The sequence below is a fragment of the Vibrio sp. ZF 223 genome (assembly GCF_003050585.1).
GTDB lineage: Bacteria > Pseudomonadota > Gammaproteobacteria > Enterobacterales > Vibrionaceae > Vibrio > Vibrio crassostreae.
The window spans coordinates 160,196-178,560 of sequence record NZ_PIGB01000001.1; the positions used below are offsets into that span (position 1 = coordinate 160,196).

An 18,365-nucleotide genomic window follows, 5' to 3' on the forward strand; every position below is an offset into this window, starting at 1 on the left:
CCTTTAACCCCTCAGGTTAAAGGCTTTAAAGGTTATATGATAGTGATTACCACAAGCGACTTATCCCAAGTTGCTTATTCCAAGGATCTGAGAACTTCGCTGGCTCGCTCGAAATCATAGCTAACTAATGCACTTTGAATATCTTTAAGCACAGCAGCATGTGGATACTGCACGAGTAACTCAGCCACGTATTGCGTAGCATCGTTATCATAAGCTTCGAGCAGTGAGAGTAGCTTAACCTTGTGATCTTCTGTGAGCACGGATTCCATCACACTCACTTCATTCACGCATTCAGCTTGTGGCTTTACAATCTGGCTATCCGTTGCTGCAATGAGCTCAGCTAACCTCTCTTCACCTTCTCTGAGGTCTTGCTCATCACACAAACTGTTATGCGCTTTACCTTCTAACTCTCCCATTAAATCAGCTAACTGGAATCCACCAATCGACGCTGCCATGCTTTTCAAGGTATGCAGGTTTCTTTCAAGCGTAATCCAATCGTTTTGTACCAAATTATCAAACGCATCAACCATCATGCTTGGCGCAGTGCTATGGAACTTCCCAATCAATTTGTTTTGAAGTTCCGAATCATGAAGAGTGAGTTGTTCGAACCGCTGTTGAGAAAATACACTGATAGCATCATTGCTCTTGGGTTTACTTGTTAGGCTTTCAAGTGGCTCTGTCTGCCTATCTAACGGAGCTGCCTTTCCTTCTACCATCACCTCCGGCACTATATATTTGACGATCAAAGAAGTCGCTTTATCGATGATAATAGGCTTGTCTAAGAAATCCGTTACACCTGCGTCCCTTGCCTTTTGCTTAGCATCAGCAAACACATTGGCAGACACCGCTATAATAGGGACTTTCGTATCAAACTTACGGATCTGACGCGTCGCTTCAAAGCCATCCATAACGGGCATTTGAAGGTCCATTAAAATCATTTCATAGTCATTATTTTTGGCTAGCGCGACGGCTTTTTCTCCGTTCTCAGCCAAGTCAACATTCAAATTCGTACGCTTGAAAAATGCCAACGCTAAGTCTTGATTTAACTCATTATCTTCAACCAGCAATATCTTTTGCCCCTTAAACTCGATGTGATAATCCAGCTTGAGCTCCTGAGATTTAAAGTGTGCCAGTTCTTCAGCATCCGACCTAGGCAGAGTAAGAACGAAAGAAAACTCACTACCCTCTCCCAATACGCTCGTAACTGAAATCTCACTGCCCATGGCTTGTACGAGCTTTTGACTGATATTTAGCCCCAAGCCAGTACCTCCAAACTTTCTCGTGGTAGTACTGTCTGCCTGGCTAAATGCTTGAAAGAGCTTGTGCCTATTTTCTTCTGAAATCCCAATCCCTGTATCAGAAACAACTACCTTCATACTCACGCTTCGATCATTGGATTCGAGATGAGTAACATTCAAAGTCACGTTCCCATGCGATGTAAATTTGATGGCGTTCCCAATCAGGTTCAGAATGACTTGGAATAGTCTTAACGGGTCGCCAATCAACGGGGTATCTAACTCTGGGTCTATCGACATAGACAACTTAAGTTGCTTCTCATCCGCTTTCGATTCCATCAGCTCAATCACATCATTAAAGGTCGTCACGGGATCAAACGGGATGTTATCAATAACAAGTTGCCCAGCTTCTATCTTTGAAAAATCAAGGATGTCATTGATGATACCGAGTAACGAATGGCCAGAACGGTGCACTTTCTCAATATAATTTCGAGCGACAGGATTAGATATTTCGCCAATTGCCAAATAAGACAAACCAATTATTGCGTTCATTGGTGTTCTAATTTCATGGCTCATGTTAGCCAGGAACTCAGATTTCGCTTGGCTCGCTAGATCCGCTCTCTCCTTTTCCTCTGCCAACTGCTCGTTGAGGTATTTCATTTCCGAAATATCGAATGCCCAAAACAGTGTGGCGATATCCCCATCAAGCTCAAACAAGTAATAACTCGCGAGAGCCACAAAGCGAGTGCCATCTGATTTTCTCAGCACTAACTCTCGGTTTTCTACCTTACCATTGAGCTTAAGCTCCTTGTGTACCTCTTCACGTACCGCTAACGAGTCATGAATTGCAGCTACATCAAACGCATCAAGCTTTTTACCTTCTACGACGAACAGGCGCTTTGCGGTGTCATTGGCATAACGAACCTGCTCCTCAAATACCACCGCAGCGGCAATCGGAGAACTATTGAGCATATTGTAGAGTTGATTCTGCGCCTTTTTGAGGGCTTCAGTCGCTTCATTAGCAATACTGATCTGCTTCGCTAATTTTCGATTCCAGAAAATAATAAGTAGGAGGATCACTAGCGAGAAAACCGAAATGGTGTAAACCAACTGGTAGTCAACTCTTTCTATCGCTTTTGGCGCTGCCCACTTTGCTGAGATCTTCTGATGTTCTTCTGCGGAAATACTCTCAATCGCTTTATTCACAATGGAATAAAGCAAAGGTTCTGATTTGATGACATGTAAAGTTGGCGAGAGGAAAAAATCGAGTCTTCCGATAATTCCGATCTCCCGGTGACCAAATGAGTCAATGAGATAATTGAGGACGTCGACAGTATCGATCATGCCATCTAAGGTATTATAGTCCAGTCGGTTGAGTCCATCTTCTGTGGATTCTACCAGCACCCATTCAACGTTCGGGTATTGTTCGATAACCGCATCTGTATTTGCTGCATTCTTCAAGATACCGATTTTCCAACCCTCAGCTTCTTCAAGTACCAAGCTGCTGATATCTCGTCTCGATGCGATCGCTAAGCGGCTTGAAAACAAGCTTTTGACTGCTTTGACATTGTCTCCTAACGAACGGTTTTCTTGAGCCGCGGAGACCAGTTCTACTTCATGGTGATCAACCAAGCTACGGGTCTCTGACCAATTTGCAACATCTACATGGTTAATATTTAAACCTGTTTTCTGCTCAATCAGTGTTAGATAGTCATCAATCATCCCGATGTATTCACCGGAATTGGATACCGCCTCATAAGGCAACGAATTCGGATCGATACCTATCCGAACATTCGGATTATCTTTGATCCACTTTCTCTCTTTTGGGCTGAGATTTAAGATTTCTCCAATCAAACTATTCGCTTGATAAACATCCGCTATATAGCGTTTCGCCGCATCTCCGAATGAACTGAATTTTTCGACCGAGGGAAAATAAACATGGTTCCGCTCTAACGACTTAACATCAAAATAGAAAGTCATCGAACCAGAGTTGGTGTTTCCTCCTTTGGTTCGATAATTTGCCACCTTGGTGACAGACGAAAAATGAGAGGTGTTTTTCTTCTCTCCATATTCATCAACTAGGTTGCCGATATACCAAGATTTAATCGGGCGATTGTTATTATCCGCTTGTGCGGTGATCACCTGAAATGAACTGTATGTATCAAAAATTTCAAAAACTTCCGTTAACTCTTCAAAGCGGTCATTGACAATAAAATACGCGGATACTTGCGCAATAATATTCGCTTTTTTAAGCACTTGACTTAAATCATTCTGAACCTGCACATCGATAATTTGGCTTAAACCATCATCGGCCTGTTTAAGGTTTTTAATCGCGGCATTGAAGCTGTCTCTAATTTCCTCACTCTTAAAGTCCACATAGATCGGATACTCAACTTTATACTCGTCATGTAACATTAACTCTGACATTTCGATAAAACGAGTATTGGTGATAAACCACTCTAGTACTCTTCGTTCAACCATTAGCAAGTCGACATTTTGAGCCCTCAACTGCGAGAATGCTGATTCAAGATCTTCGTAATCTTCGACACGATCAATGTCTAACTTACCCTTCAGAACTTCAACAGAGTTTTTAATTGGGGATGTTTCGTCGAACAATAACGCCCCTAATGATAGGTCTTTTTGGGATTGAAGTTGGAGTTTGCGTCGCACGAGAGACACAGGAACAAACTCAACATTAAGAACGTTATCACTTAAAAAGTGCGCATTAGGATCATCAAACTGAACACCAGATACAAAGGCAATAGAATTATTGTTATCGATAGCCTTTCTAGCGGCACTAGGAGGAAGGGTGACAACGTCACCTAACTTATACCCCATATCATTAAGAGCACGCTGAAGAATGTCGTGTTCTAGCCCGACCGCTGTGCTGTCTGGGTACATATACGGAGGGTTACCAAAGCCAAATACGCCTTTCAGTGGCACTCGATAAGAGGAGCTATCTAGCCACTTTGATAGAATCTGGTTCTTATTATCAATGTCGAAGGTTTCAATTTGTTTGTTGATTAGCGTCAGTAGCTCTGGTTCGTCAGTTCGAATCACCATTGACGCTTCTAACTTTTTCCAATGTTCCAAAACATAATTGACCGCTAGATCATGAACGCCAATCTTTTTCGCAAGATCCATGGTGGTAATTGGTTCACCGACTATGCCTTGAACATCGCCATCCCCTAACGCACGTACTGCATCAATAACGTTGTCGAACTCCACTCGTTCAATAGCGCTCAATTGAACACCTGCTCTTTGTAAGTCGATATTTTCATTAACCATCGCGATGCGGCGCTTGTTATTTTGCTCTAGGTTTCCATCGAGTTTATTGTCGATAGGTACTATTACAGCAACCTGATAAGGAACATAGGGGTCACTTGCAAGAAAACGCCCTCCTTCACTTGGGTCAAACTGTTGAAATGGGAATACATCACCTCGCCCATCGACTAACGCCGCTTTGGCCTCGACGCGCGAGTTAACTGTGATAAACCGAACATGGACACCAAAACGCTGTTCAAGATCCAATGTCCAATCTTTGATGATCCCAGAAACCAGCCCATCGTCATCGATGAATGAGTATGGGTAATGGTCGGAAAGTGCAATAAAGGTGATGGTCGGTTGGTTTTCCAACCACTGATTTAACTTTGCATCAGTCACTTCAGCCGCGTTTACACTGCGAATGACCAGTGACCACACCACTATGCCAATGACAAGAGGTACTGCAAAACGATTTAGCGACAGCATCCAGCGATCACTCATCTTTGAACTTCTCTTTAATTGCTAGAATCTCAGGTAACTTGAGGAAAAAAAGATCGACGATAGTTGGGTCAAAATGCTTGCCTTTTTGCTCCTCAAACAAACTCAACGCCTCATCAACACTCCACGCTTTTTTGTAGGGCCTTTCTGCGGTCAGAGCATCAAATACATCGGCAACTGCTGCGATACGCCCGACTAGAGGAATATCTTCACCTGCTATCTGGCTAGGGTAACCACTGCCGTCCCACTTTTCGTGATGATATTGCGCGACTTGAATGGCCATTTGCATTAGTTTGGAATCACTCTGCCTGCCAAGTATCTCGACACCGAATTCAACGTGTTTCTGCATGATCGCCCATTCGTCGGCATCCAATTTGCCCGGCTTCAGTAACACGCTATCAGGAATACCGATTTTTCCAATATCATGCATTGGTGCAGCATCACGCAAAGTCTCAGCGTCTTCGTCTGTCATACCCAAGGCTTTAGCTAATATCTCGCAATAATGGCTCATGCGCATAACGTGCATGCCCGTTTCATTATCTTTAAATTCAGCCGCACGCCCTAAGATATTCAGAGTCTCTAACTTGCCAAGGTTGATTTCTTGAGTTTTCTCTTTGACCTGACTAAACAACGCGCGTTGTTGGTCATAAAGAGAAATATGGGTTTTTACACGCTGAAGTGCGATTTCTGGGGTAATGGGTTTCGTTAAATAATCAACAGCACCTAAAGACAACCCTTTCACTTCAGCTTCAGGATCCATTTTGGCGGTCACAAATATAATCGGTATATGCGCGGTATTGGGTTGAGCTTTCAGTTGACGGCATACCTCGTAACCATCTATATCAGGCATCATGATATCAAGGAGAATTAAGTCAGGTTGTGGCACCATCTTCGTTATTTTGATACCGATAGTACCGTTGATCGCGACCTTTACTTGGTAAGTATCTTTGAGAATTGCAGTTAGCACATCCAAGTTACTTGGGGTGTCATCTACGACTAACACTATAGGTTTACGACTCATTGACACCTCGTATAAAAATCAAACAGTTATAATCATAGTGTAGATGGGTTTTCGAACCACTCAACATGAAAATGACAAATGATTGTTAAAAATGAAGAGTAGATCTTCGAGTGACGTCAAACTAACGATTTGAGTCTAGTTTGATGTCAAAAATTCGGCAGAAATTAATGTCTAACACAAGAGAAAATATGCTCTCTTGGACATATGAGCCAAACGAAAAGAGCTCCTCATAGGGGAGCTCTTTTATTGAACAGTTAGAAAACAAACAGCTTTGATTATTCAGTAGCCTAACGACCTGAGTAATACATACAGATTCGAACGCCATCGAACTCGCGAATCTCAAATGGGATCTCGTAGATAGACTCCATCACTGACTTTTCAACCACTTCAGAGACCTTACCCGACTTAACCACTTGGCCTTTTTTCATCGCGACGATGTTATCTGAGTAGCATGAAGCAAAGTTGATGTCGTGAATTACAATAACGACCGCTTTGTTAAACTCATGCGCTAAACGACGCAGCGTCTGCATGATTTCGACAGAGTGCTTAATATCTAGGTTGTTCAGTGGCTCATCTAAGAACACATAGTCCGTATCTTGCGCCACAACCATTGCGATGAACGCCATTTGACGCTGACCGCCACTCAACTCATCAAGGTATTTGTTTTGAATATCAGTAATGCCAAGGTGCTCGAGCGCAGTGTCGACGATCTTATGGTCTTCGTCTTTCAAGCGACCTTGTGAATGTGGGAAACGGCCGAAACAAACCAGCTCACGAATCGTAAATCGCATATTGATGTTGTTCGACTGCCTTAACACGGCAAGGTGTTTCGCCAGCTCTTTGGTATCCCATTCAGCCAGTAATTTATCGCCAATAACGACCTCACCCGCATCACTTTCGGTTAAGCGACTCGCCATAGAAAGCAGTGTACTTTTACCCGCACCATTTGGGCCAATGATAGAAGTCACCTCTCCTTTCGGGAACATAGCACTGGCATCATCAACCACAAGTGACTTGCCATACTTCTTACTTAAACCTGTTAATTTAATCACTACTTACTACCTTTACTGAATTCTGGTGCGTAACAACAAGAACATAAAATACAAACCGCCGACCAAGTTAATGATCACACTCACAGTGGTTTCAAACGACATCACTTTCTCGATGAACCATTGGCCAGAAACGAGCAACACCACCGCTAATAAACTGCTAGCGATTATAAGAGTACGGTGCTGATACGAGCTGAATACCTGACGAGCCAAACTGACAGTGATCAAGCCAAAGAACAGCACTGGGCCAACTAGAGCAGTCGAGACTGCCACCATTATCGACACAATCACCAAGGTAATCTGAGTTAATCGCTTGGTGTTCACGCCTAAGCTTGTCGCGTTATCGACACCAAGCCAAAGCACATCGAGCTTAGGCGCTAGCACCCATAACCCCAACAAGCTCAAACCTAACGGAGCAAGGCTAAGGTAAACCAGTTCACCTTTCACGTTATTGAAGCTTGCAAACATTACATTCTGTAGCACCGCGAACTCGTTAGGATCAATCAACATCGCCAAGAAGTTAGACAAGCTCGAGAACACGCTGCCACACACGATGCCTATCAGAAGTAGTGTGAATACGTTGTTTCGCTTACTCTTGAAGTAAAAATGGAACAGCGCAAACGAGAACAAGATCATCACAGTCACAGACAATGAAAAGTTCGCGATTGCATCAATTACCCAAAAGCTAGTGCCACCAAACACAAACAGAAGCACCGTTTGAACCAGCATGTACAAACTGTCAAAACCCAAAATTGAAGGGGTTAGAATTCTATTATTGGTGATGGTTTGAAAAACCAATGACGATGCAGAAATCGCCACCGCCGCCAACACAATCGACAGCAGTTTTGGTAGTCGTAGAGACAAGAAGAACTCGTAGTTATCCCACGTAAGTCCTTGCCCCACAAATACTGTTGCCATCCCCAAAGACGCGATAGCCAGAATCGCAATTTTTACTGAATCACGCATTCGACTTGTCTCTCATGATTAGGTAGATAAAAATCAAGCCGCCAAAAATGCTGATGACCATTGAGATTGGAATCTCATAAGGAAAGATAACGATTCGCGCTAACAAGTCACAAGCCAATACCAAGATCACGCCCCAGTAGGCTGTCCAAGGCAGAATCTTCTTCATGTTATCGCCCATTATCAGCGACACAATATTCGGCACGATAAGGCCAAGGAATGGGATAACACCGACAATCATCACCACAGAAGAAGCACAGATAGCGACCAACGCAACACCAATGAAAACGATCTTCTGGTAATTAAGGCCGATGTTTTTCGCGAAGCTCTCACCGATGCTCGCCGCACTGAACTGGCTCGCGAAGTAATAAGCCAGCACACAAGCAGGAACCGCGAGGTAAAGGATTTCATAGCTGCCTTGCAAGACACTCGCAAAGTTCGCCATCGTCCATGCTGACATGGTTTGTACTAAGTCGTACTTGTAAGCAATAAAGGTTGTCAGGGACGAAACAACGTTTCCATACATGATGCCAATCAAAGGTACCAGCACCGCATTCTTGAACTTAAGCTGCTGTAGGAAGCGAACCAATAGCATGGTGCCAAACACTGCAAATACGAAGATAAAGCCCAAGTAGCTCCATTGCGCTGCATTGCCTAGCACTAGAATACCGACTATGTATCCCAACATCGCACAGTCAATCGTGCCCATCGTCGAAGGCGCGGCAAACTTGTTCTGTACGATTTGCTGCATGATCAAACCTGCGACACTCAAGCCCGCACCAGCAAGCACAATCGCAAGTAGCCGTGGGATTCGACTAACAACATAAATAGAGTTGGCGTGTTGGTTGCCATCGAAGAACTCGCTAAAGCTAATCTCAGCGACTCCAATCATCAATGACGCAACGCATAACACAACAAGAAATACAGCAGCTGCAATGGGTTTCAACATAGAAATAATACTAAAGGTAGGTATCGGGTAGACCGTATAAAAAAGTGAAAAAGGGCTTATAAGAACACGCTTATAAGCCCGAAAATCTGATGATTAGTAACTATTGAATCGTACGTTCAATGTCACCCAGCATTCTGTGGATCGCTGTTACACCGCCACCAGCCAGATACCAAGCACTTGAATCAAGGTAAACAATGTTACCTTGTTGCGCTGCAGGTGTTGCCGCAACTAGTGGGTTATCAAACAGCTGTTGTGCGCGCCCTTCTGATTTGCCGATCGCTTTTTCGCGGTCAAGAACGTAAAGCACTTCAGGTTTTGCGTCAGCAATGTATTCGAACGAGATTAGGTTGCCGTGAGTCCCTTTAATTGGAGCCACTGTGGCACTCTTTGATTCAACGTAACCAAAGTCATCAAAAATGATTGAGAAGCGACTGCCCTTGTTGAACATCGCGATATTGTTGCCGTTATTCATCAACATCATTGCAGTGGTTTCGCCAGACGTTACTTTGTCGTTTACCGCTGCAATAGAATCCTGAGTCTCTGTGATGATTGCTTCAACTTCATTTTGTTTATCAAACAGTTGACCTAGTGCACGCCAGTTTTCTTGAGCGTCAGCCCAGTACTTATCGCCCTCAATAGAGAACATGATCGTCGGAGCAATTTGTGCCAACTTGTCGTAGACCTTTAGCATGCGGTTTTCAGCAATGATAACGTCAGGCTTCAACATGTAGATAGCTTCAAAATCAGGTTCGCTCAACGAGCCAGTGTTTGCTGTCGTTGCTTTGTAAGACTCTAGGTAATCAGGCATAAGGCTATGAGGTGCGCCGACTGGCTTGACACCAATTTTATCTAGCACATCCAAGCTACCAAAACCAAGAACCACTACTCGTTGCGGCACTTCATCAAACTGCGCTGCGCCCTTCACATGTTCAATAGTCACGGTTTCCGCTTGAGCGGTCATCATGAATGATGATGCAAGAACGATGGCAAGCCCGCTCAATAACTGGCGAACTGAATTGATTGTTTTCTTCATGTTTCTTCCTTTGCCATTGAGACAAACCACCACTCATGACAATGAAAGTCAGATGACTCATAGGTGAGCATGGGGCCTACACAACGGCTAAATAACGATAATTTAAAGTCTGTCATTGCTTCGACAACAAACCCGTAACGCAAGTGAGAATTATTATCAATTATATTTGTGTTAAATTAGCGACACAACAACTTTATTATTCAGAAACGTAAAAGTGAGTATTCATGTTTTGCGTAGTGAAGAGAAGTATTAGGAATCAGAAATAACAAAAAGACGCGAAGAGGAAAATGAGCATTAATCTGGAGAGGGAAATTGATGGCAAAAAGTGACCAACTGTTCTGTAATCATAACGCTTAACCCAAAAGCTACGACTTACAGTTTACAATGTAAAGCCTAAATATAACAAAGGCTTATGTTAACATTAATCAAGCTAGCAATGAAAAGAACTAATTACAAAGAAGACGAAGCGGCGCAAAGCCAAAAATCTGTCAGATATCATAGTAAATATCCTAACCGTCGCTCATTTAACCTTCAGTAAGCGATGATAAGTCACTCAAAAATATTTTTTAATTTAATTGAAAATAGGGTTGTAATTTTAAAAACTAGGCGTATAGTTCGCCACCTGGCTCTAATCTATAGAGCTGTTAATGCTAAAGTAAGTCCAAGTTCCACATAGACAGTTCTCGATTCCCTCGTTACACCATCTCTGCGTCAGCTTTCACCTAGATAGTCATTCAATAGCTTCTCAATTAGATCCCACTACCGTTCTATTCGTCATTTGCTTTCTTTTTAGCGAATTCAAGATAGACCGACTACTTAAATACAAATGTAATAAACACAAGGCACAGTTATGTCACGCAGAACAACACGACAAACCCATTGGTACCAACTATCACGCGAAAAAACAGTCAATAAACTAAAAGGTAATAAATGCTCAAGATTAAAATAGACTTACACAAAGAAGAGATTTCATGGGTCACCGAGATTCGACAGCTCAATAGCGATATACTCCACCGCCACATATTGCCCAAGCTACAACATCACAGTTATCTCATCGACTTTGAATTTAATGAACGAGAAAGCATCGGAACTATCGTTTCAGGCAACGGAAACACCCTAGGACATTTCACACTCCTATAGCATTTCCCAAAGGCGACAAAAAGAAACATCGCCTAGCTCCAAAGATATAAAAGATGTCACCCTCAATTCGCTCTAGCAGAACAAAATAGAGTAAAAGTAAAACAGATCAGAAACCTAGCCCTTTTTGCATTTCACACGCGGCTAACGCTAGCTAGGTTATCGTGCTTCTATTGAAACCAACTTATATCGAACTCTGAATCACCAATGAGTCATTATCAGTGCATTCATGGACTAATAAGTTAACGGCATCGACCTTAACTTCTGATCAAGAGTATATAAGTGTTCTGCAGCTTGCATGTGTTGAGGGTAATCACTGAATTTCTCACGATTCTCTTCATTCATCTTACATGTCTCATCCACCAGCATTAACTTCCAATACAGCTTTGTTGTATGCAGCATCGCCAGTAAAGGTTTGAATACCTCTTTCTCATAAGCTTGAATCAACTCTTCAATCAACTCGTCACGTTCGTCTTCACTTGCGATTGAACCCTCGGTTGCCGACAACACTTTTTGATACTTCAGGTTTTGTTGCAGCTTATCCATAACCGTTTGGTTTTCTTCCGCTAACTCAACAAGTTTCGACTTAATGATATTTATCCAGTTCGCTTGGCTCAGTACTGTGTCATCAACGTTGGTAAAGTCTTCTCTTATCTGTCGTTCCACATCTTTTTGAGCTTTCTTTAAAACCGCACGCACCTTTTGGAAAGGCAGCTGATATTCCTTACTTAGCTCGATAATCAGTTTATGAAAACCACCATTGGGCAGGTGTAAGTTTTCCTTAAACGTCGCCATTGCAGCTTCTTGCTGTTCGGTAAGGTGAGTCATTCTGTTTCCTATTCTTTATCACTTATGGTGCTGAGCCCGGGATCATAACACTATTACCCTCGCTTTTTCGGTAACTTGCTCAGTTACACCTAGGTACGTACTTAATTTCTCTCAACGCGTTATCTTTTGACTAGTTTTCACACTACTTGGCATGAAATGGTAAATCTCATTCGGGGAAAGTTCGTACATTACGCGCTCAGGGTATATCGCCAGACAGGAGTCGTTACTTACATATGAAAGATAACAGCCAGAAGTGAGAAAACACATGACCTATTCAGAATACAAAGAATCCGATTTGCATAAGTGCGTGAGTATTGGTGCAGAAGCAATGGTATCAGTCGCTAAGTTTGCCTTTAGAGCCTCGACCCTTTTATTTCGATTTTTCCGTTGGCTTGTCGTATCGGCCTATTCTTATGTGATGAAGTAATTCTATATTGGAGTCGTTGTTTTCATTACGGCTTATCCAAATACCCAAAAGCGCGCCCTATTAGGTCGCGCTTTTTTTTGTGCCCAGTTTTATACCTAGCTTTATGCCAAAAACCCGAGGACATTTTATATCGTCAGTGGCGCCAAATGGTAAAACTGATAATCGAATAAAAACCATACTACACCTGTTCCAACAAAACAGACTTCTAACTTATACAGGTACTAAAATGAAAAAGATTGCACTTAAAATTGTAGGACTAACGGTTTTGGCTTCTGCGCTAACTGGTTGTATCGGCAGTAACGCCGTAACAGGGAAAGTGATGAAATTTAACGTTGAAGTTGTCGATAACCGCTATGCTCGTGCAGGTGTAAACTTCTTATTAGCGCCTGTATACGGTATTACAACCGCAGCCGACTATGTCGTATTCAACTCACTTGAATTCTGGACAGGTAAAAACCCGATCAGCGGTTCACCACACGTATTTGATACAAAAACAGATACTCACTTCAAAGTGAACGATGAGCTAGACCCAAGCCTTAAAGAAGCGCCTGTCGGCCCAATTTCAAACAATCGCACCATCGAGACCGGTGAGATGATTAAGATCGACGAAAACACGGTTCAAATGGACATCGTTTATACGTCTGGTGAAACGGCGACTCTGACGGGTATCAAAGACGGTCAAAACGTTAGCTATTACATGGATGGTCAGCTTGTATCGCAAACGACTATCGCTGAATTAGAGAAGATTCAAGGCACTGAAGCGTAAGATTCACTGCCTACACAGAGTTCAAACTTAAAGAGACCTTGAAGCTCATAAAATAGAAGAAGCCCGGCGATTGCCGGGCTTGTTTGTATGTGCTCTATTATTTGTAAATGCTCTATTGGGACTGAGACTGTGTAAGTCGAATGCTCACCAAACTCGCCACCATAATAGCTAAATAGAAACTGCCGATAATAGATTCCATAAACACAAAGAATTGAGCAATAGGCAGGGCCGGTGATATGTCACCGTAACCAACCGTGGTCAAGGTGATAAAGCTAAAGTACATCGCATTGAACAAGTTGGTTAGCCAAATTTGTTCTTCTAACCCATTAAATGCATTAGGGAAGAGCTCTAAAATCAACAAGTAGATGGTCGACCAAGCAAACCCTAACAACAAGTAGATACAGATTGACCCGATAATGTGATTGTGCGTCACCGTTTTTGCTTTCATCACCTGTTTTAACGCCGAGTAAATGTGTGAAAACAAAAATACAGCCAACGCCGATAACGTCACTATCGACAGGTTATAGCCTTCCAAAAACGAAAAAACGCCAGACACTAAAGCCGTAATCAATAACAGTCCATACCAAGAGCGATACAAGGCTCGCTCTTTATGAATGCCGACAATTGAACTCGCCAGAGTAATGATGATGAGAAATAGTATTGTTTTCTGGCCTTGCGGATAAAACTGCTGCATCACCGCGCAACCAAAAAACAATACCAACAGTGCATAGAATAAGAAGTAGAAGTTGTCGTCTTTAGAGACTGGCTTCATCTATTTCTCCTCTGTCTCTGCTTTGTTTGTCTCAGCATCTTCTTGGCTTTTCTCTTCAAGCCCAAGCCACGCCATCATCAGCTCATAGCTTAAACTCAGAATCACAGCACCAACAAACAGACCAACGATTCCTGACATCGCCATTCCGCCCAGTGCACCCAATAAAATAACCAGCATTGGAATATGAGAGCCTCGGCTTAGGAGGACAGGCTTCAAGATAGCGTCACTGCCGCTCACCAAAATACACCACACTAAGAACAAGCTCGCCGCCAGTGTCGATTCAACACTAAACATGTAGATGATCGCAGGTAATAGAGCAAGAATCGGTGGAAGTTGGATGATTGCAATTAACAGCACAGCTAGCGCCCAAAACGCAGCAGCAGGAACGCCAGCAATCACTAAACCGATTGCCGACATCATGGATTGAATCACAGCAACACCAATCACACCTTGCACAACACTGCGCACAGTCGATTTAGAGAGCTGTACCAACTCTTCACCTTTACCGCCCGTTAAACGCGCCACTAAGTGAGTCACACCCGTTTTGCATTTATCGGCATTACTCATAAATGCACCAGCAATGATGGTAGAGATGATGAACTGAATAAAGCCACCACCCAACGAGCCAAGAACAGAAGCAGCTTTCGTCGCGAACTGTTTAAGTTCATCAGCATACTTTATGAAAGTGCCTTCAATATTGTTGGAGGCGGCAACCAAGGTTGAATAAACCTTCTCACCTATGAATGGGATATCTTGTAAGGACGTTTTCGGTTTAGGCAATGACAATGTGCCATCTTGAAGCCCTGTCATCAGGTCAGTCGCGCTGGTGTAGATACCAGAAGAAAGCGCCGCCAAAGGAATAAACAGAAGAATGACACCAATAAAGCTCAGCAATGCACTGGCTTTACCTTTCGACATTCCCGTTTTATTTGAAATTGCGACTGCCACTGGATACAACGCAGTCGCAATGATCGCCCCCCATATAACTAAAAGAATGAATGGGCGCAAAATCGAAAAACACCAATACACGAGCATGGCAATCGCTGCGATCTTAATGGCAGCGTCTATCGCCTGTTTTGAAAAATCATCGGTTAACTTCATGAGACGTCCTTGTTAGACAAAATTAAGGCTGATTCTGTAGGAACTTCCAATTCCGTGTTTCTAGGAATAGAGAAGCCAAAATCATATATATGCCGATTAACACTAATTGGAATATGCGTATAAGGGTGTTGCTATCAATGTCGCCTGAGCTCATCAATGTGCTACCAACCAGTACTAGCAACGTACTAAATGCAGTGGCGAAAATAGGTGCTTTTTCGGGAACCGTGTAGATCTTGGTTGCCATAAGAATGGCAATAAGTCCTATAAACAAAGAATAGAAGACAATGTTGGGTACAATAGAAAGAATTGAAAAAGCAGCAATCGCCAGCAATCCCCCGATACCGTTACTTATCACAAGAAAAGCGCTCAACTTTATCGACTTCTCTGACGTAATCATCAACGATAGCAACGCAATAAACATCATTGTCAGTAAAGCTTCAGATATTTGAAAAATAAAGAAAAAGCATACTACTGGGTAAGAGATAATCATCGCCCTAAAGGCCGCATACCAGCGCTGTTTCTTTTCGAGTGGCGCAGCAGCGAAACCAGAGAACTCCGATTTAGGCTCAGGAAAAAACACATGCACTAACGCGAAAATTATCACTGAAACCACACCAGAAGTCGCTAAGCCAGATGCTAACATTACTGAAACGCCAGGGTTATCAATCGCCATGAATGGCAACATCAAAACAGCAATCAATAGTATGGTCGCGAACAAGTTCCATTTTGGGTCGACAAACAAGTAGTAACCCCAAAGCATCATTAACCCCACTAAAATTAGCAATGGGATTGGGTAATGGGTAATTCCTCGAGATAACAATAAACCTAACCCCATAGTCACCACAACGGCCAAGAGCAATTCGTAGACCGTTTCCTTATGGAGGTTTGGTTTATCAATTAAGAACTTAGCAGTGAACACTGGCGCTACAAACGCAAGTGGCCAGTTTATCCACGCCGCCAAGAAAACAGCCAACGTGACCCCGACGGTATACCGCAGGATCCGTTGCTGTGTTTGTTGGTCAGGAATCGGCTTATCGGACATAAGACAATACGCTAATCAAACGAATCCATACTTTGCCTATCGCGTTGAACACAAAGTTGTCGCCGCTATAAACAATCACATCCGCTTGGCCGCCAACTCGGAGCATGCCTTGCATCTCATCTCGTTTAAATTCGATGGTAATAGGAAGCATCTGTGTTTGACGCAACCAACCCGTTTGTTGGCTAGCCTGAGCAAGCTTACCTGCTTGATCATTTTGCCCCCAATCAACTCCCCAATCGATACTACTTACTCGCCCTTTTACCACTTTGCCCGGTGCGAAATCCAACGCTACTTCAACTTCATCACCTACCGTTACATTACCTAGGCTATTTTCACGATAATAAGCTTCAATCCAGATATCTTCGGTTGAAACGAAGGTCATGATCGGTTGCCCTGCTGATGCATAAAAACCTTCAGACAAGCTAAAGTTAGAAACTCCACCTTGCGTCGGTGCGGTAATCACGGTGCGTTCTAGGTTCAACTGAGCTTGTTCAAGAGCTAACAATGCGGCTTTCACTTGGCTATTTTCTTGGCCTTCTTTACCCATTTGCTTCTTAGCTCGGTCAAGATCAGCTTCTGCATTCACAACCGCAGCTCGAGACGTTGCTAATGCTGCTCGTGCTTTATCTGCATCTGATTTAGAAACCACACCTTTATCGGCCATCTCTAAAACACGCTTGGCTTGTAGCTTGGTGTTTTGTCTTTCAACAATCGCAGAAGTCAGTTTCGCTTGAGCTGAAGCAATGCTCGCGGTTTGAGCACCGACATTTTGCCCAGCGATCTCTAAGTTTTGCTCAGCTTGTTGTACGGCGATGAGGTAATCAGACTCGTCGAGAATCGCAAGCTTATCGCCTTGATTAACAAGTTGGTTAGGTTGAACAAGAATATCGAGTACTTTACCCGACACCTCAGGCTTGATTGGAACGATATAGCCTTTTACACGAGCATTATCGGTAATAGGGATGATGCGGTCTGAAATGACACTGAAGATCAGCATGAACGCCACGAACAACAATAAGTAGTTTGTGACCTTTCTTACTTTGTCTTTTCCGTTTTCTTGCTGGCCAACGTCTTCCTTGGCTTCTTGCGTATTCCCGTCGACTTCTGACATGGGACTCCCTTCTAGATAACTAACATCAACAAAATTAATACTTTAAAAATAAACCCAGCAATGGAAAACTCAAGTAAATGAGGTTAGATTTAGTAAACAAAACGTTGCAAATGATATGCTCGTCTAATAACGCGACAATATATACAGGATTGTATTCTCATGACCTCTAGTCACTACCAAGTCCCGGTAATTCAAACGAACTACGCTAAAATTCTGGTTCAAGTTTTTTCTGACTATGGTCTTGATTTACATCTGTTGCTCAAAGATTCCGGTTTACCGCCCGATCTCATCGAATCTGAAAGTGACTTTGTGCCGTCAGAATCCATTAAGCGTTTGATCTATCTCACGTCGGCACAACTTGGCGTATCACGGTTCACCGATATTCTTGGACTGGCATTTCGACGTCGAATCATCCCAAACGTCTTGCATCAATTTACCGAATTCGAAACCATTGGCGATGCACTAAAACAGATCAATTCAATCTTTGCCTACGACTCCCCAGGCAGCAAGGTCGAGTTTATTCAAGAACACGGTCAGAGCTGGTTTTGCAGAACCGCACCTGAAGACAATTCCCCTATGTTTCAATGGGGCGAAGCTTTCGCTGTTATTTATATCATTGAATTAATAACCATTTTATCTCAGTCGCCATGGTTACCTACTAAGGTTCGCTTACAAGGCCATGATATCGATGTCGTCAAAACACTGGTGCCAAGTAGCTGCCAACTGTTCGTTGATCAATCATCGTCGGCTGTACTTATTCCTGAAGAGATCTTACAACTCCCTATCCGTCTTACGTCTAAAGAGCTCAGTGCAAAACCGACACTTATTGAGTGGCATACCAGCTTTACCGATAGCGTTTATGAACTGCTAAAGCCGTACATGAAAGAACAAGACCTTTCTCTTGAAGAGGCGGCAGAGCTGCTTAACTTTTCAGTACGAACGTTCCAACGCAAACTCAAAAATGAAAACACCACATATCGAAAGATCAAAGAGAACCTGATGTTTTCAGTAGCCTGTGAGCTGATGGAAGAAGGTCACACGCTGACCTACATTTCTAGCCAGCTCGGTTACACCAACATCTCGCATTTCTCGAGAGCCTTTAAACGGGTGTCTGGTCTTACGCCGAAGATTTACCAACGATCAATCTCGGCTTAGACTCCGCTCAATTG

At 43.1% G+C, this 18,365-nt stretch carries 15 protein-coding genes; 4 read left to right on the forward strand and 11 right to left on the reverse strand.

The genetic code is table 11. From position 1 onward, the window contains the following. Positions 1-74 precede the first annotated feature (74 nt). From CWO13_RS00720 to CWO13_RS00745, 6 genes are all read right to left on the reverse strand, one after another. Positions 75-5,000 carry an ATP-binding protein gene (locus CWO13_RS00720; RefSeq protein ID WP_108019382.1) on the reverse strand — a complete coding sequence of 1,642 codons (4,926 nt, stop codon included), beginning with the start codon at positions 4,998-5,000 and terminating at the stop codon, positions 75-77. Beyond that, complete coding sequence (locus CWO13_RS00725) at positions 4,993-6,018, reverse strand: response regulator (protein ID WP_108082363.1); 1,026 nt, start codon at positions 6,016-6,018, stop codon at positions 4,993-4,995. Before CWO13_RS00725 ends, CWO13_RS00720 begins: the two co-directional genes overlap by 8 nt. Positions 6,019-6,305: 287 nt before the next feature. Beyond that, positions 6,306-7,070 (reverse strand): iron ABC transporter ATP-binding protein, encoded by a 765-nt coding sequence (locus CWO13_RS00730; RefSeq protein WP_102571617.1) that lies wholly within the window; start codon positions 7,068-7,070, stop codon positions 6,306-6,308. A gap of 12 nt (positions 7,071-7,082) precedes the next feature. Continuing rightward, the gene (locus tag CWO13_RS00735) at positions 7,083-8,033 is read right to left on the reverse strand and encodes an iron chelate uptake ABC transporter family permease subunit (protein ID WP_108082364.1); all 951 of its coding nucleotides are present in this window, start codon (positions 8,031-8,033) and stop codon (positions 7,083-7,085) included. Then, positions 8,026-8,979 (reverse strand): ABC transporter permease, encoded by a 954-nt coding sequence (locus tag CWO13_RS00740; RefSeq protein ID WP_108082365.1) that lies wholly within the window; start codon positions 8,977-8,979, stop codon positions 8,026-8,028. Before CWO13_RS00740 ends, CWO13_RS00735 begins: the two co-directional genes overlap by 8 nt. Before the next feature lie 100 nt (positions 8,980-9,079). Then, entirely contained in the window at positions 9,080-10,012 is a 933-nt protein-coding gene (locus CWO13_RS00745) for a siderophore ABC transporter substrate-binding protein (protein ID WP_055319313.1), read from the reverse strand. A gap of 930 nt (positions 10,013-10,942) precedes the next feature. On the opposite strand from CWO13_RS00745, the gene CWO13_RS00750 reads away from it, so the two are divergent. Then, a complete protein-coding gene (locus tag CWO13_RS00750; RefSeq protein ID WP_004731601.1) occupies positions 10,943-11,152 on the forward strand; it encodes a hypothetical protein in 210 nt (69 codons plus the stop codon). Positions 11,153-11,383: 231 nt separating this feature from the next. Here the strand turns inward: CWO13_RS00750 and CWO13_RS00755 are convergent, their stop codons facing one another. Then, positions 11,384-11,977, reverse strand: a complete 594-nt coding sequence (locus CWO13_RS00755; protein ID WP_048659943.1) for a hypothetical protein — start codon at positions 11,975-11,977, stop codon at positions 11,384-11,386. 265 nt (positions 11,978-12,242) lie between these two features. Between CWO13_RS00755 and CWO13_RS23370 the strand changes: the two genes are divergently transcribed. Together CWO13_RS23370 and CWO13_RS00760 are read left to right on the forward strand one after the other, a co-directional pair. Then, positions 12,243-12,404: a hypothetical protein gene (locus CWO13_RS23370; protein WP_181359903.1), complete on the forward strand. Its 162-nt coding sequence runs from the start codon at positions 12,243-12,245 to the stop codon at positions 12,402-12,404. A 226-nt stretch (positions 12,405-12,630) separates the two neighbouring features. Further along, positions 12,631-13,170 (forward strand): DUF3332 domain-containing protein, encoded by a 540-nt coding sequence (locus CWO13_RS00760; protein ID WP_029405412.1) that lies wholly within the window; start codon positions 12,631-12,633, stop codon positions 13,168-13,170. A gap of 112 nt (positions 13,171-13,282) precedes the next feature. On the opposite strand, the gene CWO13_RS00765 is transcribed toward CWO13_RS00760, so the two are convergent. The 4 genes from CWO13_RS00765 to CWO13_RS00780 are packed head-to-tail and all read right to left on the reverse strand — an operon-like array spanning position 13,283 to position 17,196. Further along, positions 13,283-13,942 carry a potassium channel family protein gene (locus CWO13_RS00765; protein WP_108082366.1) on the reverse strand — a complete coding sequence of 220 codons (660 nt, stop codon included), beginning with the start codon at positions 13,940-13,942 and terminating at the stop codon, positions 13,283-13,285. Then, positions 13,943-15,043, reverse strand: coding sequence for an AI-2E family transporter (locus CWO13_RS00770; RefSeq protein WP_107898447.1), 1,101 nt, complete (start codon positions 15,041-15,043; stop codon positions 13,943-13,945). A 22-nt stretch (positions 15,044-15,065) separates the two neighbouring features. Continuing rightward, entirely contained in the window at positions 15,066-16,085 is a 1,020-nt protein-coding gene (locus tag CWO13_RS00775) for a DUF2955 domain-containing protein (RefSeq protein ID WP_107898446.1), read from the reverse strand. Next, positions 16,075-17,196: an HlyD family secretion protein gene (locus tag CWO13_RS00780; protein WP_107898445.1), complete on the reverse strand. Its 1,122-nt coding sequence runs from the start codon at positions 17,194-17,196 to the stop codon at positions 16,075-16,077. Before CWO13_RS00780 ends, CWO13_RS00775 begins: the two co-directional genes overlap by 11 nt. A 159-nt stretch (positions 17,197-17,355) precedes the next feature. Between CWO13_RS00780 and CWO13_RS00785 the strand changes: the two genes are divergently transcribed. Next, the gene (locus CWO13_RS00785; RefSeq protein WP_108082367.1) at positions 17,356-18,351 is read left to right on the forward strand and encodes an AraC family transcriptional regulator; all 996 of its coding nucleotides are present in this window, start codon (positions 17,356-17,358) and stop codon (positions 18,349-18,351) included. The last annotated feature ends 14 nt before the right edge of the window (positions 18,352-18,365 follow it).